At 70.6% G+C, this 20,058-nt stretch carries 19 protein-coding genes; 12 read left to right on the top strand and 7 right to left on the bottom strand.

The annotated features are described in order from the left end of the window. Positions 1–32: 32 nt before the first annotated feature. Together KO717_RS19770 and KO717_RS19765 are read left to right on the top strand one after the other, a co-directional pair. Positions 33–764 carry a response regulator transcription factor gene (locus tag KO717_RS19770; RefSeq protein WP_301369585.1) on the top strand — a complete coding sequence of 244 codons (732 nt, stop codon included), beginning with the start codon at positions 33–35 and terminating at the stop codon, positions 762–764. Then, a complete protein-coding gene (locus KO717_RS19765) occupies positions 761–2,206 on the top strand; it encodes a HAMP domain-containing sensor histidine kinase (RefSeq protein ID WP_301369584.1) in 1,446 nt (481 codons plus the stop codon). Before KO717_RS19770 ends, KO717_RS19765 begins: the two co-directional genes overlap by 4 nt. Here the strand turns inward: KO717_RS19765 and KO717_RS19760 are convergent. Beyond that, entirely contained in the window at positions 2,186–3,046 is an 861-nt protein-coding gene (locus KO717_RS19760; protein WP_301374624.1) for a phosphatidylinositol-specific phospholipase C, read from the bottom strand. The two genes, KO717_RS19765 and KO717_RS19760, sit on opposite strands and share 21 nt — an antisense overlap. Positions 3,047–3,211: 165 nt before the next feature. Beyond that, positions 3,212–3,781, bottom strand: coding sequence for a TetR/AcrR family transcriptional regulator (locus KO717_RS19755; RefSeq protein WP_301369583.1), 570 nt, complete (start codon positions 3,779–3,781; stop codon positions 3,212–3,214). A gap of 126 nt (positions 3,782–3,907) precedes the next feature. Between KO717_RS19755 and KO717_RS19750 the strand changes: the two genes are divergently transcribed. Then, entirely contained in the window at positions 3,908–4,696 is a 789-nt protein-coding gene (locus tag KO717_RS19750; RefSeq protein ID WP_301369582.1) for an alpha/beta fold hydrolase, read from the top strand. 87 nt (positions 4,697–4,783) lie between these two features. On the opposite strand, the gene KO717_RS19745 is transcribed toward KO717_RS19750, so the two are convergent. Next, positions 4,784–6,601 (bottom strand): bifunctional metallophosphatase/5'-nucleotidase, encoded by a 1,818-nt coding sequence (locus tag KO717_RS19745; protein ID WP_301369581.1) that lies wholly within the window; start codon positions 6,599–6,601, stop codon positions 4,784–4,786. A gap of 169 nt (positions 6,602–6,770) precedes the next feature. Between KO717_RS19745 and mshD the strand changes: the two genes are divergently transcribed. The 7 genes from mshD (at position 6,771) to pstB (ending at position 15,701) form a co-directional block, all read left to right on the top strand. After that, positions 6,771–7,697, top strand: coding sequence for a mycothiol synthase (gene mshD, locus KO717_RS19740; protein WP_301369580.1), 927 nt, complete (start codon positions 6,771–6,773; stop codon positions 7,695–7,697). A 409-nt stretch (positions 7,698–8,106) separates the two neighbouring features. Beyond that, the gene (locus tag KO717_RS19735) at positions 8,107–10,374 is read left to right on the top strand and encodes an RNA degradosome polyphosphate kinase (RefSeq protein WP_301369579.1); all 2,268 of its coding nucleotides are present in this window, start codon (positions 8,107–8,109) and stop codon (positions 10,372–10,374) included. Next, positions 10,355–11,311: a CHAD domain-containing protein gene (locus KO717_RS19730; RefSeq protein ID WP_301369578.1), complete on the top strand. Its 957-nt coding sequence runs from the start codon at positions 10,355–10,357 to the stop codon at positions 11,309–11,311. The genes KO717_RS19735 and KO717_RS19730 overlap by 20 nt, the downstream gene beginning before the upstream one ends. 246 nt (positions 11,312–11,557) lie before the next feature. Continuing rightward, the gene (gene pstS, locus KO717_RS19725; RefSeq protein WP_301369577.1) at positions 11,558–12,694 is read left to right on the top strand and encodes a phosphate ABC transporter substrate-binding protein PstS; all 1,137 of its coding nucleotides are present in this window, start codon (positions 11,558–11,560) and stop codon (positions 12,692–12,694) included. 129 nt (positions 12,695–12,823) lie between these two features. Further along, complete coding sequence (gene pstC / locus KO717_RS19720; RefSeq protein ID WP_030009314.1) at positions 12,824–13,813, top strand: phosphate ABC transporter permease subunit PstC; 990 nt, start codon at positions 12,824–12,826, stop codon at positions 13,811–13,813. Next, positions 13,813–14,895, top strand: a complete 1,083-nt coding sequence (gene pstA / locus KO717_RS19715) for a phosphate ABC transporter permease PstA (RefSeq protein WP_301369576.1) — start codon at positions 13,813–13,815, stop codon at positions 14,893–14,895. Before pstC ends, pstA begins: the two co-directional genes overlap by 1 nt. Before the next feature lie 29 nt (positions 14,896–14,924). Further along, positions 14,925–15,701 (top strand): phosphate ABC transporter ATP-binding protein PstB, encoded by a 777-nt coding sequence (pstB, locus tag KO717_RS19710; protein ID WP_030009312.1) that lies wholly within the window; start codon positions 14,925–14,927, stop codon positions 15,699–15,701. A 143-nt stretch (positions 15,702–15,844) separates the two neighbouring features. Here pstB and KO717_RS19705 read toward each other — a convergent pair whose 3' ends face one another. After that, entirely contained in the window at positions 15,845–16,843 is a 999-nt protein-coding gene (locus KO717_RS19705; RefSeq protein WP_301369575.1) for an inorganic phosphate transporter, read from the bottom strand. A gap of 5 nt (positions 16,844–16,848) precedes the next feature. After that, positions 16,849–17,469 carry a DUF47 domain-containing protein gene (locus tag KO717_RS19700; protein WP_008742369.1) on the bottom strand — a complete coding sequence of 207 codons (621 nt, stop codon included), beginning with the start codon at positions 17,467–17,469 and terminating at the stop codon, positions 16,849–16,851. A gap of 204 nt (positions 17,470–17,673) precedes the next feature. On the opposite strand from KO717_RS19700, the gene KO717_RS19695 reads away from it, so the two are divergent. Beyond that, entirely contained in the window at positions 17,674–17,988 is a 315-nt protein-coding gene (locus tag KO717_RS19695; RefSeq protein WP_301369574.1) for a metal-sensitive transcriptional regulator, read from the top strand. A 198-nt stretch (positions 17,989–18,186) separates the two neighbouring features. On the opposite strand, the gene KO717_RS19690 is transcribed toward KO717_RS19695, so the two are convergent. Further along, positions 18,187–18,372, bottom strand: a complete 186-nt coding sequence (locus KO717_RS19690; protein ID WP_373045639.1) for a hypothetical protein — start codon at positions 18,370–18,372, stop codon at positions 18,187–18,189. A 138-nt stretch (positions 18,373–18,510) separates the two neighbouring features. After that, positions 18,511–19,344 (bottom strand): hypothetical protein, encoded by an 834-nt coding sequence (locus KO717_RS19685; RefSeq protein WP_301369573.1) that lies wholly within the window; start codon positions 19,342–19,344, stop codon positions 18,511–18,513. A gap of 420 nt (positions 19,345–19,764) precedes the next feature. On the opposite strand from KO717_RS19685, the gene KO717_RS19680 reads away from it, so the two are divergent. Then, a complete protein-coding gene (locus KO717_RS19680; RefSeq protein ID WP_301369572.1) occupies positions 19,765–19,977 on the top strand; it encodes a hypothetical protein in 213 nt (70 codons plus the stop codon). The last annotated feature ends 81 nt before the right edge of the window (positions 19,978–20,058 follow it).

Raw genomic sequence — 20,058 nt, 5'->3', positions numbered from 1 at the left:
ACGGCCGACCACCACCCCTGGGAGACCCATCCATGATTCCCGCCGAAGGCGAAGCGCGGATCCTCGTCGTCGACGACGAACCGGCCGTACGCGAGGCCCTGCGCCGCAGTCTCGCCTTCGAGGGGTACGCCGTGCAGACCGCGGTCGACGGGCTCGACGCCCTCGACCGGGCGGCCTCGTACGCCCCCGACCTGATCGTCCTGGACATCCAGATGCCCCGGATGGACGGGCTGACGGCCGCCCGCCGGCTGCGGGCGTCCGGCAGCGTCACACCGATCCTGATGCTCACCGCCCGCGACACCGTCGGCGACCGCGTCACCGGCCTCGACGCGGGCGCCGACGACTACCTCGTCAAGCCGTTCGAACTCGACGAACTCTTCGCCCGCGTCCGCGCCCTGCTGCGCCGCAGCTCCTACGCCACCGCGCAGGCCGCCGGCGAGAGCCACGAGGACACCCTGACCTTCGGCGACCTGCGCATGGACCTCGCGACCCGCGAGGTCACCCGGGCCGGGCGGCCGGTGGAGCTGACCCGGACCGAATTCACGCTGCTGGAGATGTTCCTCGCGCACCCGCGCCAGGTCCTGACCCGCGAACAGATCCTCAAGACCGTCTGGGGCTTCGACTTCGAGCCCAGCTCCAACTCCCTGGACGTGTACGTGATGTACCTGCGCCGCAAGACCGAGGCCGGCGGCGAGCCGCGCCTCGTCCACACCGTGCGCGGGGTCGGCTACGCCCTGCGCGCCGGCGAGAGCGGGCCGGAGTGAGCCCGGCGGCCAGATTCCGCGCGCTGCCGCTGCGCTCCCGCCTCGCCCTGCTGGTCACGGTGGCGGTGGCGCTCGCGGTCGCGGCCGTGGCGGCGGTGTCCTGGGTGATGGTCCGCACCCAGCTGCGCGAGCAGCTCGACCGCTCCCTGGTGGCGACGAACGTCGGCGCCGAAGTGAGCCGGACCCTGATGCAGAAGTACTGCCTCCCGCCGCCGCAGCAGGACCTGCAGCAGATCGCCGGGAACCTGAGCGCGACCGTCCAGATCGTCCTGCCCGACGGCAGCCACTGCTGGGTCGCCGGGCCGACCGCCCTGCCGGTGACCAAGGCCGACAAGGAGATCGCGGCGGGCAAGCGGGGCAAGACCCTGCAGACCGTGACGACCCCCGAGGGCGTCGAGATGCGCGTCTACACGATCCCGGTGGTGGTCCCCAACACCGGCGAGGTCTTCGGCGGCGTCTCCATCGCCAAACCGCTCGCCGACATCGACAAGCCGCTGTCCACCCTGGCCTGGGTGCTGCTCCTGGTCTGCGGCGTCGGAGCGGTCGGCGCGGGCGCGGCCGGCCTGTGGGTGGCCCGTGCGGGACTGCGGCCCGTCGACGAACTGACCGACGCGGTCGAGCACATCGCCCGGACCGAGGACCTGACGGTGCGGATCCCCGACGAGGGCGACGACGAGATCGCCCGCCTGTCGCGCTCCTTCAACTCGATGACGGCGGCCCTCGCCTCCTCCCAGGAGCGGCAGGCCCAGCTGATCGCGGACGCCGGGCACGAGCTGCGCACCCCGCTGACCTCGCTGCGCACCAACATCGAGCTGCTCGCCCGCAGTGAGGAGACCGGCCGGGCCATTCCGCCCGACGACCGGCGGGAGCTGCTGGCCTCGGTCAAGGCGCAGATGACGGAGCTGGCCTCGCTGATCGGCGACCTGCAGGAGCTGTCGCGGCCGGACGCGGCCTCCCCGGGCCCGCTCCAGGTGGTCGCCCTGCACGAGATCGCCGGGGCCGCGCTGTCCCGGGTCCGGCTGCGCGGTCCGGAGCTCCGCTTCGACTCGGACCTGCGGCCCTGGTACGTACGGGGCGAGGCGGCGGCGCTGGAGCGGGCCGTGGTCAACGTCCTCGACAACGCGGTGAAGTTCAGCCCGCCCGGCGGCACGGTCGCGGTGACCCTGCGGGCGGGCGAGCTGACCGTACGAGACCACGGTCCGGGCATCCCGGCCGAGGACCTGCCTCATGTCTTCGAGCGGTTCTGGCGGTCCGAGTCGGCCCGCGCCCTGCCCGGCAGCGGGCTGGGCCTGTCGATCGTGGCCCGTACGGCGGCGCGCGCGGGCGGCAGCGCCGAGCTGCGGGCGGCGGCCGACGGCGGCCCGGGCACGGAGGCGGTGCTCCGCATCCCGGGGGCGCCGATGCCGCCGCCGTCCGATCCGTCAGTTGTGCCGGATCAGTGAGGCGACCAGGCCGGAGCGGGTGTTCGGGAAGTCCATCGGGACGATGCCGAGCCCGGTCCGGCCTGCCAGTTCTCCGCCGTCGACGAAGCCGTGGACCTGCGGGTTCAGCCGGTCGGAGTTCCAGCGGGGCGGCATGTACGCGGCGGTGCTGACGTAGTTCACGAAGAGCTTGCCGGGCTGCTGGACGGCCTTGCGGAAGTGGTTCTCGATCCGGCCGCGCTTGGCGAAGGGCTCGGTGTTGTAGTCGTCCTGGATGTCGAAGACGTTGCCGTCGCCGTAGCGCAGGCCCGGCAGGCCGCCGTTGTCGGCGAGCAGGACCACCTTGCCGCGGGCCTGTCCGAGGGTGGGCAGGGTGTCGGAGATCCGGAACAGGGGCCGCCAGCCGCGGTGGTCCAGGTAGTCGTCGAAGACGGCGCGGAAGGCGGCGTCGCTCTCCCCGGAGTACTCCTGCTTGACGCGCATCAGGACGGTCTCGGAGGGGTGCGCGGCGAGGAAGTTCCAGCAGGCCACGAGGACGTCCCCGAACATCAGGTCCTGGAAGAAGGCCGCGTGGTGGATGGCGAAGGAGCCGCCCGTGGCCCGGCAGCGGATGTCGAGGAAGCGGATTCCGGAGTCGAGCTGCTGGGCGATCGAGGTGTTCTGGCAGGCGACGTAGAGGCCGCCCTTGGTGGCGCCGGAGTCGTGGGTGCCGGGGATGGTCATGCGCTGCAGGGCGGTGGAGTCGGCGAGGCCGGCCATCCAGTCCTGGGTGCCGAGCGTGGCGGCCGAGGCGGATGCGGCTCCCAGTCCGACGGCCGCGCCCGCGGCCAGTGCTCCGGCCAGAAACGCCCGCCGGCCCATGCCCGTGGCCGTGACCGCGCCCATGCCTGTGCCCGTGCTCGTGACCGTGCCCCTGCCTGTGCCCGCGCGCGTGCCCATGCCGATGCCCATGCCCGCCCCTTTGCCGACCCGGTGATGGCCGGATTATGGCGTGCACACGTCAGCTTTGCTACCTGTCGGTAGTGGTCAGCTTTCGAGCAGCTCGACCATGGACCGCAACCCCTGGAGGAGCTCGCTGCCGTCGGGCGCCTGCTCCGGATCGGTCAGGGTCTGCACCATCACCCCGCTGAGCAGCGCGATGTGCATCGAGCCGAGGGCCCGTACGTCCGCCTCGGAGACCTCCTCCTGCGGCACCCCGCGCAGGGCCGCGGCCACCATCCGCCGGTTGCGGCGCTGCCCCTCGGCGAGGATCGCGAGCAGCTCGGGCGAGGACTGCGCGTGGACGAAGGCCTCGACGGAAGCCAGCCAGAGCCAGCGCATCTCGCCGAAGTCGCGGATCTTGCGGTCCCAGGTGTCGGCGTAGCGCTCCCCCGCGGTCTCGCCCTGGCCGGTGAGCCGGCCGGACCCCGCGGCCCACTCCTCCATGGCGGCGAACAGAGCCTGGTTGAGGAGGGCCTCCCGCGATCCGAAGTGGTAGCCGATCGCGGCCATGCTCACCCCCGAGGCCGTGGCGATGTCGCGCACGGTCGTGCGCAGGTAGCCCTTCTCCTCCAGGCAGCGCCGGGCTCCGGCCAGCAGGTCCTCGCGATTTCCCATGCGGGGATCGTAGCCGCGCGATCTTTTGGGCAAGCGCCCTACACGTGTGTATTGCGCGTGCGCCCAAATCCTGGCACGCTTCAGGCATCGGCAGATCAAAAGTCCGACGCAACGGGGAGGACCACCATGCAGCGCCACGAGATGAAGATCGACGACCGCACCCTGTCCTACGTGGACTCCGGCGGCACCGGCCGCCCGCTGCTGGCCCTGCACGGCGGCCTGTCCGAGGGCCTCGCCTTCGCCGGACTCGCCGCGCACCTCGGCGACGCCTGGCGGGTCATCGCCCCCGACCAGCGCGGCCACGGCAGCTCCGACCGGGCCCCGCACTACCGCCGCGAGGGCTACGTCTGCGACGCCGTCGCCCTCCTCGACCACCTCGGCCTGGACGCCCCCGTGGCCCTCCTCGGATACTCCCTCGGCGGCCTCAACGCCTACCACCTCGCCGCCGCCCACCCCGACCGGATCTCCGCACTCGTCGGCGTCGACGCCACCGTCGAGATCCGGCCCACCACCGAGGGCCCCCTCTTCGATTTCCTGCACGGCATGCGGTACACCGCCCCCACCCGCGAGGAACTCCTCGAAGCCGCCGGGCCGGTGGGCGCCCAGTTCGTCGGGCAGGCCCTGCGCCCGCTCCCTTCCGGCGAGGGCTGGCGGCTGCCGTTCCACCCCCAGGACATGCTCGACTCGATCGAGGCCTGCCGGGGCGACCACTGGGACACCTGGCTCGCGAGCACCTGCCCGGCCCTGCTGATCCACGGGATCCACAGCCAGGCCCTGAGCCAGGACACCGCCGACGCGATGGCCGCCCGGCGCCCCAAGACCTCGTACACCCCCCTGAACGGCGACCACTTCGTGCCCTTCACCGACCCGGACGGCGTCCACACCGCGGTCGGGACGTTCCTGGCCGCCCTCTGATCCCTGCGCCACGGGGGTGCACGGGGAAATGCCGGAGGGGCGGCGGGCCGATGGCCCGCCGCCCCTCCAGGACTACCGCACGAGGTGTTACTTGATGACGGTGATCCGGTTCGCCGCTGGCGGGGCGATCGGGGCCGCCGCCGAGGAGTTCTTCGTCAGGTAGGCGTTGAAGCAGTCCAGGTCGGACGCGCCCACCAGCTTGTTCTTGTGCTCCTTCAGGACGGTGAAGCCGTCACCGCCGCCCGCGAGGAACTCGTTCATCGCGACCCGGTAGGTCTTGGCGGGGTCGATCGGCGCGCCGTTCAGCTTCACCGAGTCCACGACGATGCGGTCCACGCCCGCCTTCGTCATGTCCAGGGTGTACGTGAAGCCCTTCGACACCTGCAGGATCTTCGGGTTCGGTCCGTTGACCGGCCCGCTGACCTGCTGCTGGAGCGCGGTGATCAGCTGCGCGCCGGTCAGGTCCACGATGTTCATCATGTTGGTGAACGGCTGGACCGTGAAGGACTCGCCGTACGTCACCACACCGTCGCCCTCGTCACCCGAGGCCTTGTAGGCGAGGTCCGAGCGGATGCCGCCCGGGTTCATGACGGCCAGCTGAGCGCCGCCCTTGTCCGCCGGGGCGAGCGCTTCGAGCTGCGCGTCGGCGATCAGGTCGCCGAGCGGCTTCTCGGGCGCCTCGGAACCGCGGCCGGGGATGTCGGCCGAGATGAAGCCCTGCGGACGGTTGGCGATCGGGGCCGCCAGCGCCTTCCAGCGGTCGATCAGCTCGGTCATGTCCGGGGCCTTCGGCTGGTCCCGGCCCACGATCTTGTTCACCGGCTTCGGCGAGGTGACCGGCGTACGGACGATGTCCTTGGTCTGCCGGTCGTAGGTGAGGGTGGTGTCGGTGAACAGGCGGCCGATGGAGGCGGCCGAGGTCACCGTACGCGGGTTGCCCGCCGGGTCCGGGATGTTGCAGGCGTAGGCCTGGTGCGTGTGGCCGGTGACCAGCGCGTCGACCTTGGAGTCCACGTTCTTGGCGATGTCCACGATCGCGCCCGAGATGCCGGCACCGGCACCCGGGACGTTGCAGTCGTAGTTGTACGCGCCGTTGGCGGGCAGGCCGCCCTCGTGGATCAGCGCGACGATCGACTTCACGCCCTGCTTGTTCAGCTCGGCGGCGTACTTGTTGATCGTCTCGATCTCGTCGCCGAACTTGAGGCCCTTGACGCCCTCGGCGGTCACGACGTCCGGAGTGCCCTCCAGGGTGACGCCGATGAAGCCGATCTTCACGTCCCCCTTCTTCCAGACGTAGGTGGGCGACATCAGCGGACGCTTGGTCTTCTCGTCCGTGACGTTGGCCGCGAGGTACTGGAATTCGGCGCCGGTGAACTCCTTGCCGTACTCGAAGCAGCCCTCGACCGGGTGGCAGCCGCCGTAACCCATGCGGCGCAGCTCGGTCTTGCCCTCGTCGAACTCGTGGTTGCCGACGCTGGAGACATCCAGGCCGATCTTGTTCAGCGCCTCGATGCTCGGCTCGTCGTGGAAGAGCCCGGACAGCATCGGGCTGCCGCCGATCATGTCACCGGCCGCGGCCGTGACGGAGTACTCGTGGCCCTTGCGGGCCTCGCGCAGGCTGGTCGCGAGGTACTCGACACCGCCCGCGGGTATGGCCTTGCTGGTGCCGTCGGCCTGACGCTCGGTCACGGTGCCGGAGGAGCCCTGCGGGGGCTCCAGCGTGCCGTGGAAGTCGTTGAACGACAGCATCTGCACATCGACGGTCCGGCTCTTGGCCGCACCGCCACCACTCGCGGCACCGGCCGGAAGTGCGGCCGCGACCATCGCTCCGGCCCCGGCCGTGACGGCGAGGGCGGTGAGGGTCAACCGGCGGGTTCGGCGGTGCCGTTGTGGCGTCGCTGACATTTAATCCCCTTATGTGACAGCGGGAGAACGTGGGAGGTCCGCCGAAGCCTAAGGTCAACGCGCGTAGCTCTACCAGGGGGTAGGGGTATCGCGTTGGTTACGCGCAGAAGAAGGACCGACCTCGCGCCCGCACTCCTCCCCTCCCCCGTGGCGGTCGTAGGCTCGTGCCATGACTGACGCAGCAGCGGCCCTGGAGCCGGGACGGCAGATTCAGACTCTCGACGAGCTGACGGAGGAACAGGCGATCGCCGTACTCGAACTCATCGAGGACGCGGCGCGTACGGACGGCACCACCGCCGTGTCCGAACAGGGACGGCTCCAGCTGCGCGGCGGACCGCGCGAGGGCATCCGGCACTTCCTGCTCACCGAGGGCGGCCGGCTCTCCGCTTACGGACAACTGGAGGACACCGACCCGGTGGAGGCCCCGGCCGCCGAACTCGTCGTACACCCGGCCCTGCGCGGCCGCGGGCACGGTCGGGCCATGGGCACGGCCCTGCTGGCCGCCTCCGGCAAGCGGCTGCGGGTATGGGCGCACGGCGGCAAGTCGGCCGCCCGGCACCTCGCCCAGGTGCTCGGCCTGACCCTCTTCCGCGAGCTGCGCCAGCTGCGCCGGCCGCTGGCCGGCGGGGACCCGCTGCCGGAACCGGTGCTCCCGCCCGGGGTGACCGTACGGACCTTCGTGCCCGGCGCCGACGACAAGGCCTGGCTCACGGCGAACGCGGCCGCCTTCGCCCATCACCCCGAGCAGGGTTCGCTGACGCAGCGCGACCTGGACGACCGGATCGCGCAGCCGTGGTTCGACCCCAAGGGCTTCTTCCTCGCGGAGCAGGGCGGCGAGCTCGTCGGCTTCCACTGGACGAAGGTCCACGCGGCGGAGCAGCTGGGCGAGGTCTACGTGGTCGGCGTCCGCCCGGGCGCCCAGGGCGGCGGCCTCGGCAAGGCCCTCACCGCGATCGGCCTGCGCCACCTGGCGGCCCAGGGCCTGCCGACGGCCATGCTCTACGTGGACGCCGACAACCCGGCGGCCCTGGCCGTCTACGAGGGCCTCGGCTTCACCACCCACGAGGTGGACCTGATGTACCGCACGGAAAGCTGACCGCCGGCTCCGCCGAATCCAGCCCCGCCGGGCCAAACCCAGCCCCGCCGGGCCAAATCCAGCCCCGCCGGCGTTTGAGGCGCGGGGTCCGGGGCGGAGCCCCGCTCTTTCAGCCCCGCCGGCGTTTGAGGCGCGGGTCCGGGCAGCGCCCGGCGGGGGCCCGGGGGCGGAGCCCCGCACCGGGAGCCGCACCGCGCCCAGGCGGAGCCACCCGCGCACGCGGGGCGCGCACCGGCCCCGCCACCCCCGCCGGGAGGCGACTCGTGCGCCATCCGGACCCGGGAAGCCACACGCCATTAACCATGCATTCAGACGCGCTTGCGACTCTCCCCCAATGCAGCCCCGACTCCGACTGACGGCCGACTCTTCCGACGTGCCTGTCCTCCCGCGTGCGCGGAAGAATGGAGTCATGAGCCACCAGCCCAGCGCAGGCCCCACCGAGGTCCCCGCCCAGCACCCGTCTCACACCCCCGCCGCCGCCCCCGGCCGCGCCGTCACCGGAGCCCACGCCCGCATAGGCTCCATCTCGGCGCACCGCCCGCACGTCGACCTGGAGCCCGATCTCGACGCGGATCTGGACGCCTACGACGACGACAAGGACGGCGACGAGCTCCCGCCGGGACGCTTCCTCGACCGGGAGCGCAGCTGGCTCGCCTTCAACGAGCGGGTGCTGGAGCTCGCCGAGGATCCGACGACGCCCCTGCTGGAGCGCGCCAACTTCCTGGCGATCTTCGCGAGCAACCTCGACGAGTTCTTCATGGTCCGCGTGGCCGGCCTCAAACGGCGTATCGCGACCGGTGTCGCCACCCGTTCGGCCTCCGGCCTGCAGCCCCGCGAGGTGCTGGACCTCATCTGGACGCGCTCGCGTGAGCTCATGGCCCGGCACGCCGCCTGCTTCCAGCAGGACATCTCCCCGGCACTCGCCGAGGAGGGCGTCCACCTCATCCGCTGGCCCGATCTGACCGAGAAGGAGCAGGCGCGCCTCTTCACCCTGTTCCGCAACCAGATCTTCCCGGTGCTGACCCCGCTGGCCGTGGACCCCGCGCACCCGTTCCCGTACATCTCCGGCCTCTCCCTGAACCTGGCCGTGGTCGTACGCAACCCCGTCAGCGGCCACCGCCACTTCGCCCGGGTCAAGGTCCCGCCGCTCCTCTCCCGCTTCCTGGAGGCCTCCCCGCAGCGCTACGTCCCGCTGGAGGACGTCATCGCCGCGCACCTGGAGGAGCTGTTCCCCGGCATGGAGGTGCTCGCGCACCACATGTTCCGGGTGACCCGCAACGAGGACCTGGAGGTCGAGGAGGACGACGCCGAGAACCTGCTCCAGGCCCTGGAGAAGGAGCTCATGCGGCGCCGCTTCGGCCCGCCCGTGCGCCTGGAGGTCGAGGAGTCCATCGACCCGGGCGTCCTGGACCTGCTGGTGCAGGAGCTGAAGGTCAACGCCTCCGAGGTCTACCCGCTGCCCGGCCCGCTGGACCTGACGGCCCTCTTCGGGATCGCCTCGCTGGACATCCCGGAGCTCAAGTACCCGAAGTTCGTCGCCGGGACCCACCGCGACCTCGCCGAGGTCGAGTCCGCGTCCGCGCCCGACATCTTCGCCGCCCTGCGCGAGCGGGACGTCCTGCTGCACCACCCGTACGACTCCTTCTCCACCTCGGTGCAGGCCTTCCTGGAGCAGGCCGCCGCCGACCCGGACGTCCTCGCCATCAAGCAGACGCTCTACCGCACCTCCGGCGACTCCCCGATCGTGGACGCCCTGATCGACGCCGCCGACTCCGGCAAGCAGGTCCTCGTACTCGTCGAGATCAAGGCCCGCTTCGACGAGCAGGCCAACATCAAGTGGGCGCGCAAGCTGGAGGAGTCCGGCTGCCACGTCGTCTACGGGCTCGTCGGCCTCAAGACCCACTGCAAGCTGTCGCTCGTCGTCCGCCAGGAGGGCGAGACGCTGCGCCGCTACTCGCACGTGGGCACCGGCAACTACCACCCCAAGACCGCCCGGCTCTACGAGGACCTCGGCCTGCTCACCGCCGACCCGCAGGTCGGCGCGGACCTCTCCGACCTCTTCAACCGGCTGTCCGGCTACTCGCGCCGCGAGACCTACCGCCGGCTGATGGTGGCGCCCCGCTCGCTGCGGGACGGACTGATAGCGCGGATCGACAAGGAGGCCGCCCACCACAAGGCCGGCCGCCCCGCCTACGTCCGGCTCAAGATGAACTCGATCGTCGACGAGGCCCTCATCGACTCGCTCTACCGGGCCTCCCAGGCGGGAGTGCCCGTCGACATCTGGGTGCGCGGCATCTGCGCCGTGCGCCCCGGAGTCCCCGGGCTCTCGGACAACATCCGGGTCCGCTCGATCCTCGGCCGCTTCCTGGAACACTCCCGGGTCTTCGCCTTCGGCAACGGCGGCGAACCCGAGGTGTGGATCGGCAGCGCCGACATGATGCACCGCAACCTCGACCGCCGTATCGAGGCACTGGTCAGGGTCGCCGACCCGGCCCACCGCGCGGCACTGGACCGGATGCTGGAAACCGGCATGTCCGACGCCACCTCCTCCTGGCACCTGGGCCCGGACGGCGAGTGGACCCGGCACAGCACGGATGCGGACGGCCAGCCGCTGCGGCACGTACAGGAGACGCTCATAGACGCCCGGAGGCGCCGGCGTGGCTCAGCCAAACCATGACCCGATTACGGCCACTGCGGACGCAGGTGCCGTGCTCGGCGCGTACCTGCGCGCCCAGGCCACCGCTTTCCTGCGCGGGCTGCGGCTGCACGAGGAAAGCGGGGCCGACGCCGCCGAAGGAAGCGACGCGGCGCGCAGCCTGCGGGGGGCTGCGCGCCGCATCAGCGGTTCCCTGGCCACCTTCCGGGTGGTGACCGAGTCCTCGTGGGCCGACGGGCTGCGCACCGAGCTGGTGTGGCTGTCCTCGACCCTGGCCGACGAGCACGCGTACGCGGCCCGGCTGACCCGGCTGATGGACGCCCTGCACCGGCTGTCGGGGTCCCCGGAACTGCCGGCGCCGCGCGGCTCGGCCGGCGCCCTGACGGTGGGCTCGGCACGGGCCGGCGCCCTGCTGGAACGGCAGCTGACCCTGGCCCGTACGCGCGCCCACTCGGCCACCCTCCAGGCACTCGGCTCCTCCCGCTTCCACGCGGTGGCGGACGCGGTGGCGGTGCTCGCCTCGGAGGTCCCGCTGGACGCGGTCGCGGCCCGGGGACGGGTGGCGGAGGTACTGGTCCCACTGGCAGCCGTGGCCGAAACCCGCCTGTCGGCGGCGGTCGCGGCGCTGCCCCCGGTCGACGGCGCCCATCCCTACAACGCGGACCACGACGGGCTCTGGCACGAGGTACGCCGCCTGCTGCGGGTCCACCGGTACGCGCGCGAGGCGCTGGGCGAGGACGTGACCCGGCCGGCGGCCGCGGGCGAGGCCCTGGACCGCCACCGCGACGCGGCAGAGGCGGCGACGGCCTCGGCGACGGCGGCCCGCACCCCGCGCATCGCCCCGGCGACGGCCTACGCCCTGGGCGTCCTGCACGCCGACCAGCGCCACGAGGTCGAGGCGGCCCGTCTCGCATTCCAGCATCTCTGGCTTCCCGAGCCTGCGGTCACGCCGCGATAACGTACGGATAACGGATGATGACGCCTGTATGCGACCAGCTCGGGACGCACCGGGTCGTCCGCCACGGTTCACCATCCGTTCACTTGGCCCGGTCGGCTGCTTCACCTGTTCTGCCTAATTTCGGTGATGCACGGAGCGAGTCGCCCGGAAGTCGAGCAGCTCAGCCGCGCACAACCGACGTAGTCCTCTTCGCACGCCGCCCCGATTCAGAAAGCGGCCGGCGGCTTCTGGAAGGAACACCCGAAAGTGAAGCTTCAGCGCAAGAACATGCTTCGTGCCTCCGCCCTCGGGGCGCTTGTCGTGTCCGGCGCCCTGGTCCTCACGGCGTGCGGCTCGGACGACAACACCAAGGCCGCCGACGGTTCGGCGAAGCCCTCCGCGGCTGCCGCGGGCGACATCAAGTGCGACGACGCCAAGGGCAAGCTCCTGGCCTCCGGCTCCTCCGCGCAGAAGAACGCGATCGAGCTGTGGATCAAGAACTACATGGCCGCCTGCTCCGGCGTCGAGGTGAACTACAAGTCCTCCTCCTCCGGTGAGGGCATCGTCGCCTTCAACCAGGGCACGGTCGGTTTCGCCGGCTCCGACTCGGCGCTGAAGCCGGAGCAGGTCGAGGAGTCGAAGAAGATCTGCACCGGTGGCCAGGGCATCGACCTCCCGATGGTCGGCGGCCCCATCGCCCTCGGCTTCAACGTCGCCGGCGTGGACAAGCTGAACCTCGACGCCGCCACGGTCGCCAACATCTTCAACGACAAGATCAAGAAGTGGGACGACGAGGCGATCAAGAAGCTGAACCCCGGCGTCACGCTTCCCTCCACCGCCATCCAGGCCTTCCACCGCTCCGACGACTCGGGCACCACCGAGAACCTCACCAAGTACCTCAAGGCCACCGCGGGCGACGCCTGGCCGTACGAGGCCGCGAAGAAGTGGGCCGCCCCGGGCGGTCAGTCGGCCTCCGGCTCCTCCAGCGTGGCCGCCCAGGTCAAGCAGGTCGACGGTGCGATCGGCTACTTCGAGCTCTCCTTCGCCAGCTCGCAGAACATCAAGACCGTCGACCTGAACACGGGCGCCTCCGCCCCGGTCAAGGCCAGCGGTGAGAACGCCTCCAAGGCCATCGCCGCCGCCAAGATCGCCGGCACCGGCTCCGACCTGGCCCTCAAGCTCGACTACACCACCAAGGCCGAGGGCGCCTACCCGCTCGTCCTGGTGACCTACGAGGTCGTCTGCGACAAGGGCAACAAGGCCGAGACGCTCCCGACCGTGAAGTCCTTCCTGAACTACGCCGCCTCGGACGCGGGCCAGAAGGTCCTCCTCGAGAACGGCTACGCGCCGATCCCGGCCGAGATCAACACCAAGGTCCGCGAGGTCATCAACACCCTCGGCTAAATCCTGACCTCCGAGGTGTCGGCCACCCCCGTCCGGGCAGCCGACACCTCGGGGACCCTTCCCCTCCACCCGGGGGAATCCGGTGCACCGCCGCCAGGGGGCCTGCCCCCCACACAGACCGGAAAGACCATGGCTTCCACCACACCCACCCAGATAGACACGGCTCCGCCTGTCACCCGTAGCGGAGGATCCACCGGTCGCGCCGGTGACAAGATCTTCGCCGGGCTCTCCAAGGGCTCCGGCATCCTGCTCCTGGTGATCATGGCGTCGATCGCCGCCTTCCTCACCTACCGCGCCTCGATCGCCCTGTCGAAGAACGAGGGGAACTTCCTCACCACCTTCGACTGGAACGCGTCGGCCAACCCGCCCGTCTTCGGCATCGCCGTCCTGCTCTTCGGCACCGTCGTCAGCTCGATCGTCGCGATGGCCATCGCCGTCCCGATCGCTGTCGGCATCGCCCTGTTCATCTCGCACTACGCGCCGCGCAAGCTGGCCGCGCCCCTCGCCTACGTGGTCGACCTGCTGGCCGCCGTGCCGTCGATCATCTACGGCATCTGGGGCGCCCTCTTCCTCGTCCCGCAGCTCAACGGCCTGAACCTCTGGCTGGACGAGTACCTCGGCTGGACGTACGTGTTCGAGAAGACCCAGGTCGGCGTCGCCCGCTCGCTCTTCACCGTCGGCATCCTGCTCGCGATCATGATCCTGCCGATCGTGACCAGCGTCAGCCGTGAGGTCTTCCTCCAGGTCCCGCGCATGAACGAGGAGGCCGCCCTGGCCCTCGGCGCGACCCGCTGGGAGGTCATCCGCATGTCGGTGCTGCCCTTCGGCCGCTCCGGCGTCATCTCCGCCTCGATGCTCGGCCTCGGCCGCGCGCTCGGCGAGACCATGGCCGTCGCGACCGTCCTCTCCCCGAGCTTCCTGATCTCCGGCCACATCCTGAACCCGGGCGGCGGCACCTTCGCGCAGAACATCGCCGCGAAGTTCGACGAGGCCAACGAGTTCGGCCGCGACGCGCTGATCGCCTCCGGTCTCGTCCTCTTCCTGCTCACCCTGCTGGTCAACGGTGCAGCTCGCCTGATCATCGCTCGCCGCAAGGACTTCTCGGGGGCGAACGCCTGATGAGCCACGCAATCCAGGACCAGCGGCCCACCCGGGCCCGCAAGTCCGCCGCCCCCGCCGGCCTCACCCGCGGCGGCCTGCCCCGCTGGGCCCCGGCCGCCATCGCGGCCCTGTCGATCGCCCTCGGCTGCGGCATCGGCCTCGCCTTCGGCCTCCAGAGCAAGATCCAGTGGGGTCTGCTCGCGGCACTGCTCTTCGTCGCCATCACGTACACCGCCAGCGCGGTGATCGAGAACCGCCGGCAGGCCAAGGACCGCGTCGCGACCTCCCTCGTGTGGGTCTGCTTCGTCCTCGCGGTCATCCCGCTGCTCTCGCTGATGTGGACCACGATCAGCCGCGGCCTGGAGCTCCTGAGCAGCAACTTCCTCAGCCACTCCATGAACGGCGTGACCAGCTTCGACGAGGGCGGCGGCGTCTACCACGCCCTGCTCGGCACCATCGAGCAGGTCGCCCTCGCCACGCTGATCGCGGCCCCCATCGGCCTGCTGACCGCCGTCTACCTCGTCGAGTACGGCAAGGGCCGCCTGGCCAAGTCCGTCACCTTCTTCGTCGACGTCATGACCGGCATCCCCTCCATCGTCGCGGGTCTGTTCATCCTGACGACCTGGAACCTGATGCTCGGCTTCGGCCCGTCCGGCTTCGCCGGCGCCATGGCCCTGTCGATCCTGATGATGCCGGTCGTGGTCCGCTCCACCGAGGAGATGCTCAAGCTCGTCCCGAACGAGCTGCGCGAGGCCGCCCTCGCCCTCGGTGTGCCGAAGTGGCGCGTGATCCTCAAGGTCGTGCTCCCGACCGCCATCGGCGGTATCTCCACCGGCGTGATGCTGGCCGTCGCCCGCATCGCCGGCGAGACCGCCCCGATCATGCTGCTGGTCTTCGGCACCCAGCTGATCAACGGCAACCCCTTCGAAGGCGCCCAGTCCTCGCTCCCGCTCTACATTTGGGAGCAGTACAAGGTCGGTAGTGAACCCTCCTACGACCGGGCATGGGCCGCAGCGCTCGTCCTGATCGCCTTCGTCATGATCCTCAATCTGGTGGCCCGCGGCATCGCCCGCTGGAAGGCCCCGAAGACCGGTCGCTGACGCGACTTATGAAAGCGAAGTGACCCCTCATGGCGAAGCGAATCGACGTCTCCGGACTGTCCGCCTTCTACGGCACCCACAAGGCCATCGATGACATCTCGATGACCGTGGAGCCCCGCTCCGTGACGGCCTTCATCGGCCCCTCCGGCTGCGGCAAGTCCACCTTCCTGCGCACCCTCAACCGCATGCACGAGGTCACCCCCGGCGGCCGCGTCGAGGGCAAGGTCCTGCTGGACGACGAGAACCTGTACGGCACCGGCGTGGACCCCGTCGCGGTCCGCCGCACGGTCGGCATGGTCTTCCAGCGCCCGAACCCCTTCCCCACCATGTCGATCTTCGACAACGTGGCGGCGGGCCTGCGCCTCAACGGCAGCTTCAAGAAGTCCGAGCTCACGGACATAGTCGAGAAGTCGCTCCAGGGCGCCAACCTCTGGAACGAGGTCAAGGACCGCCTGAACAAGCCCGGCTCCGGCCTCTCCGGCGGCCAGCAGCAGCGTCTGTGCATCGCCCGCGCCATCGCGGTCGAGCCCCAGGTCCTGCTGATGGACGAGCCCTGCTCGGCCCTGGACCCGATCTCCACCCTGGCGATCGAGGACCTGATCGGCGAGCTCAAGGAGCGCTTCACGATCGTCATCGTGACGCACAACATGCAGCAGGCGGCCCGCGTCTCCGACCGCACCGCCTTCTTCAACCTCTCGGCCGTCGGCCAGCCCGGCAAGCTCATCGAGCTCGACGACACGGACCGGATCTTCTCGAACCCGTCCGTCCAGGCGACCGAGGACTACATCTCGGGTCGCTTCGGCTAAACCGGGACTAGACGTCCTGCGGTGCTGCATGGCGGTGCCACCGCAAGGCGAAAGAAAGAAAAGGGCCGGCTCCCCCTGGGTGGGGGGAGCCGGCCCGCTTTCGTCCGTGGACCCGTGGATCCGGGGACCCGTGGACCCGGGTACTACACGAAGGCCAGGTCCACGATCCAGAAGCTGAGCGCCGCGACCAAGGCCGCAGCCGGCATGGTGATGAACCAGCCCAGGATGATGTTCTTGGCGACGCCCCAGCGGACCGCGTTCACGCGCTTGGTCGCGCCCACACCCATGATCGCCGAGGTGATCACGTGGGTGGTGGAGATCGGCGCGTGGAAGAGGTACGCCGAACCGAACATGATCGAGGCACCCGTGGTCTCCGCCGCGAAGCCCTGCGGCGGGTCCAGCTCGATGATCTTGCGGCCGAGCGTACGCATGATGCGCCAGCCACCCGCGTACGTACCCAGCGACAGCATCACGGCGCACACGACCTTGACCCAGACCGGGATCGGCGCGTCGGCGCTCTGCACATCGGCGATGACCAGGGCCATCACGACGATGCCCATCGTCTTCTGCGCATCCTGCAGACCGTGCCCGAGGGCCATCGCGGCCGCCGAGACCGTCTGCGCGATACGGAAGCCGTGCTTCGCCTTGTGCGGGTTGGACCGGCGGAACATCCACAGGATGGCCACCATCACCAGGTAACCGACGACCAGACCGACGACCGGCGAGACGAACATCGGGATGACGACCTTGTCGAGGACTCCCGACCAGATCACCTCCGTCCCGCCGGCCAGCGCCGCGCCCACCATGCCGCCGAACAGCGCGTGCGAGGAGGACGAGGGCAGCCCGAAGTACCAGGTGATCAGGTTCCAGACGATCGCGCCGACCAGCGCCGCGAAAAGGATCCACATGCCCGTGGCGCCCGTGGGCGTCTCGATCAGGCCCTGGCTGACCGTCTTGGCCACGCCGCTGCCCAGGAAGGCGCCGGCGAGGTTCATCACGGCCGCCATCGCCAGCGCCGCGCGCGGGGTCAGCGCCCGCGTCGAGACGGACGTCGCGATCGCGTTCGCCGAGTCGTGGAAACCGTTCGTATACGTGAAGCCGAGCGCGACACCGATGGTCACGACCAGAGCAAAGGTGTCCACGAGGTTCAGGACTCCTTGACCGCGATGGTCTCCACCGTGTTCGCAACGTGCTCGAACGCGTCGGCCGCCTCTTCGAGCACGTCGACGATCTGCTTGAGCTTCAGCACCTCGATGGCGTCGTACTTGCCGTTGAAGAGCTGGGCGAGCAGCTTGCGGTGGATCTGGTCCGCCTGGTTCTCGAGGCGGTTGACCTCGATCCAGTACTCGGTCAGGTTGTCCATCGTCCGCAGGTGCGGCATGGCCTCGGCGGTCAGCTCGGCCGCGCGCGCCAGCACCTCGATCTGCTGCTCGACACCCTTGGGCAGCTCCTCCACGTTGTAGAGGACGACGAGGTCGACGGCCTCCTCCATGAAGTCCATGATGTCGTCGAGCGACGAGGCCAGGTTGTAGATGTCCTCGCGGTCGAACGGCGTGATGAAGGAGGAGTTCAGCTGGTGGAAGATCGCGTGAGTGGCGTCGTCCCCCGCGTGCTCCGCTGCCCGCATCCGCTCCGCGATCTCGGCCCGGGCGGAGGAGTCCGCTCCGAGCAGTTCCATCAGGAGCTTGGAGCCCGTGACGATGTTGTCCGCGGATGCGGCGAACATGTCGTAGAAGCTCGTCTCCCTGGGGGTCAGACGAAATCGCACGTGAGGTCCTCGGGGTGCATTGGATTCGGTCAGGCTGATGCTAGGCGCATCCCCCGGCCACGGCTAACCGGCCGTTCCACAGTGTCCTCCATCGGGCAGAGTGGGGACCACGGACCCCTGCCCAGGACGACGGGGCCCAGTACCCTATACCCATGAGGGGTATGCATTCGCATGCACCCCTCGTTCCGGACCACGGGAGGACGTATGACGACCATCGAGGCGGAGGGCTCCGGAGCCGTCCACGGCTATCACCACCAGAAGGACGAGCACCTCAAGCGGCTGCGCCGGATCGAGGGCCAGATCCGCGGCCTCCAGCGGCTCGTCGACGAGGACGTCTACTGCATCGACATACTCACCCAGGTCTCGGCGAGCACGAAGGCACTGCAGTCCTTCGCGCTCCAGCTGCTGGAGGAACACCTGCGCCACTGCGTCGCCGACGCCGCGGTCAAGGGCGGCGCCGAGATCGACGCAAAGGTCGAGGAAGCCACCAAGGCCATCGCCCGCCTCCTGCGCACCTGACCCCGTCGCCCCTCCCAGGCCCGGCAATCCCCAGCCCCCGCAAACCCGGCCCGCCGGCGCTCGAGGCGCACCCTCAGCCCCACCGGCGTTTGAGGCGCACCCTCAGCCCCGCCGGCGTTTGAGGCGCGGGGTCTGGGGCGGAGCCCCAGCAGCGGCGCGGCCACGCACCACCCACCGACCCCGCCGGGAGGCGACCGGCTACTGCCCGAGCAGGACCTCGTCGATACGGTCCAGGCTGAGCCGCTCCTCCGCGGCCGCCGACGCGGCGATGATCAGCTCACCACACAGCTCGATCTCGGCGAGAGCAACGTGGTCCTGCACCGTCGTACCGCCTGCGGGAGTCACGCGTGTCACCTCAATCTGCCACCGGCCACCGGCCGTCATCGGTCATACCGCACCGCACCACGCGCCGGCGCCCGGCTTCTCAGCGTAGGGAGACCGTGCCGTCCCCCGCATGACACGGATGGACCATTTCCGGATACCGGGCCATGGCCCGATCGCGCCGCCCGTCCCTCGCCCGCCTCACTGGTCGGAGATCTTCCCGGCGTAAATGTCCCTACTTGCGGGCAATACGACGGTCACCGGAGTCCCGAACCCGTAGAGCAGCGTGGTCGACGACACATCGATCACGCCATTGTTGACGTACGTGAACCGGTGTCTGACCTTCCGCAGGCGCCCCTCCTCGTCCAGGTAGGCGTCGAACGGCACCGTGTCCGTGCTGAACCCTTTCGCCGCCGCCTGCAGTGCCCCCCGCACCTCCGGCGACGCGCTCCCCGCGGCCCGCCCGATGTCCGTGGTCCCCCGGTAGTGCCGCACCTTGGTGCCCGCCACCTCGGTCTCCCCCACGTACGTCACCTCCTGCGCACCCCGCAGCAGCTCGGCCGCGACCAGCGGATCGGTGGCCCCGCCCGTGACCAGGTTCCCGTCGTTCAGGGCCGTCGTGTCGACCCGGACCCACTTGTCGTCCGGGACGCCCGCCCCGCGGTTCTTCATGTAGAGCGCGCCCGGCACGAGCAGCTCGGTGATGGGCCGGTGCTCGGCCTTGCCCTTCACATCGGCCGGGAGCATCACGATGAGCTGGCCCATCCGCTTCTTGAAGTCCACCCCGCCCTCGCCACGGATCGTGACCCGGGTGCCGCCCGTGGCCATCTCCATGGCCGTACGGGCCCGGGCACTGCCGGTCTTCGCCAGTGCGTCGGCGGCTCCGCGGACCACCGCCGCCGGGTCCGGGGGAGGCCGGCCGTCGCTCGCGTCGCCCGCGCACCCGGTCATCGTCGTGACCGCCAGGGTGACGCCGGCGGCGAGCACCGCCTCACCCGCACGCCCGCGCGGCCGCCTGTGCTGGTGATCCACCATCGCCTGCCAACCCCCAACGCATGACCGCTGCTTGCCCGAGGCCCCCACCCGCTCCGTTTAACGAGGTCCGGGGTTTCCCGTCACGGGGGCGCACCCTCCCCGCGCGTCGCCCGCCCCGGTACCGTGGACCTGTGGAACCGCACACCGAAGCGAGACTGGTCCCTCCGCTTGACTCCCTGCCGCTCCCGCGGCCGCACGCGCAGCCGGAGCCACCGGCCGGCCACACCACATCCACCGCCGACCGCGGATCGTTCTGCCTGGCCGTCTGCACCTGCGGCTGGAGCGGTCCCGCCCGCCGCTCCCGCGACCTGGCCCGCAGAGACGCGGCCCGCCACACGCAGCCGTAGCCGTAGCCAGGCCGCGTAGACCGTTCGGACCGCCCGGCTGGCCGGGGCCGTCCGCAGCGGATGCCCTTGATCCATGCCAGGTTCCGCAGCCCGCCCCGCGCCCCTTCTCCGGGCCCTGCCCGTCGTGTCCGCCCCGGCCCCCGCGGCCTGGGCCGGACCCGTGGGCCCCGCGGACGGCCCGGCCGACGTGGGCCTGGCCATCGGACTCAGCTCGGCCGCGGACGGGGGAAGCGGCTGGTGGCTGCGCTCCCGGTACCGCCGTGACACCGACGGCGGTGATCCCTGATGCCCCGGTCCCGGCCGAAGGCGGTGCGGGTGTGCTTCGGGGCGGCGCTGCTGTGCCTGTTGGCGGCCGTACTGCTCGCCG

The organism is Streptomyces xanthophaeus (assembly GCF_030440515.1).
GTDB lineage: Bacteria > Actinomycetota > Actinomycetes > Streptomycetales > Streptomycetaceae > Streptomyces > Streptomyces kutzneri.
Note: the sequence above shows the minus strand (reverse complement) of the source record. Positions and strands in the feature narration are given on the sequence as shown.

Coding starts and splice junctions, on each gene's coding strand:
- KO717_RS19755 (WP_301369583.1), bottom strand. CDS start 3,781: ATGGGAAATCGCGAGGACCTGCTGGCCGGAGCCCGGCGCTGCCTGGAG.
- pstB (WP_030009312.1), top strand. CDS start 14,925: ATGGCGAAGCGAATCGACGTCTCCGGACTGTCCGCCTTCTACGGCACC.
- KO717_RS19770 (WP_301369585.1), top strand. CDS start 33: ATGATTCCCGCCGAAGGCGAAGCGCGGATCCTCGTCGTCGACGACGAA.
- KO717_RS19760 (WP_301374624.1), bottom strand. CDS start 3,046: ATGGGCCGGCGGGCGTTTCTGGCCGGAGCACTGGCCGCGGGCGCGGCC.
- KO717_RS19685 (WP_301369573.1), bottom strand. CDS start 19,344: ATGGTGGATCACCAGCACAGGCGGCCGCGCGGGCGTGCGGGTGAGGCG.
- KO717_RS19750 (WP_301369582.1), top strand. CDS start 3,908: ATGCAGCGCCACGAGATGAAGATCGACGACCGCACCCTGTCCTACGTG.
- KO717_RS19695 (WP_301369574.1), top strand. CDS start 17,674: ATGACGACCATCGAGGCGGAGGGCTCCGGAGCCGTCCACGGCTATCAC.
- pstC (WP_030009314.1), top strand. CDS start 12,824: ATGGCTTCCACCACACCCACCCAGATAGACACGGCTCCGCCTGTCACC.
- KO717_RS19680 (WP_301369572.1), top strand. CDS start 19,765: ATGCCAGGTTCCGCAGCCCGCCCCGCGCCCCTTCTCCGGGCCCTGCCC.
- KO717_RS19690 (WP_373045639.1), bottom strand. CDS start 18,372: ATGACGGCCGGTGGCCGGTGGCAGATTGAGGTGACACGCGTGACTCCC.
- mshD (WP_301369580.1), top strand. CDS start 6,771: ATGACTGACGCAGCAGCGGCCCTGGAGCCGGGACGGCAGATTCAGACT.
- KO717_RS19745 (WP_301369581.1), bottom strand. CDS start 6,601: ATGTCAGCGACGCCACAACGGCACCGCCGAACCCGCCGGTTGACCCTC.
- KO717_RS19735 (WP_301369579.1), top strand. CDS start 8,107: ATGAGCCACCAGCCCAGCGCAGGCCCCACCGAGGTCCCCGCCCAGCAC.
- pstA (WP_301369576.1), top strand. CDS start 13,813: ATGAGCCACGCAATCCAGGACCAGCGGCCCACCCGGGCCCGCAAGTCC.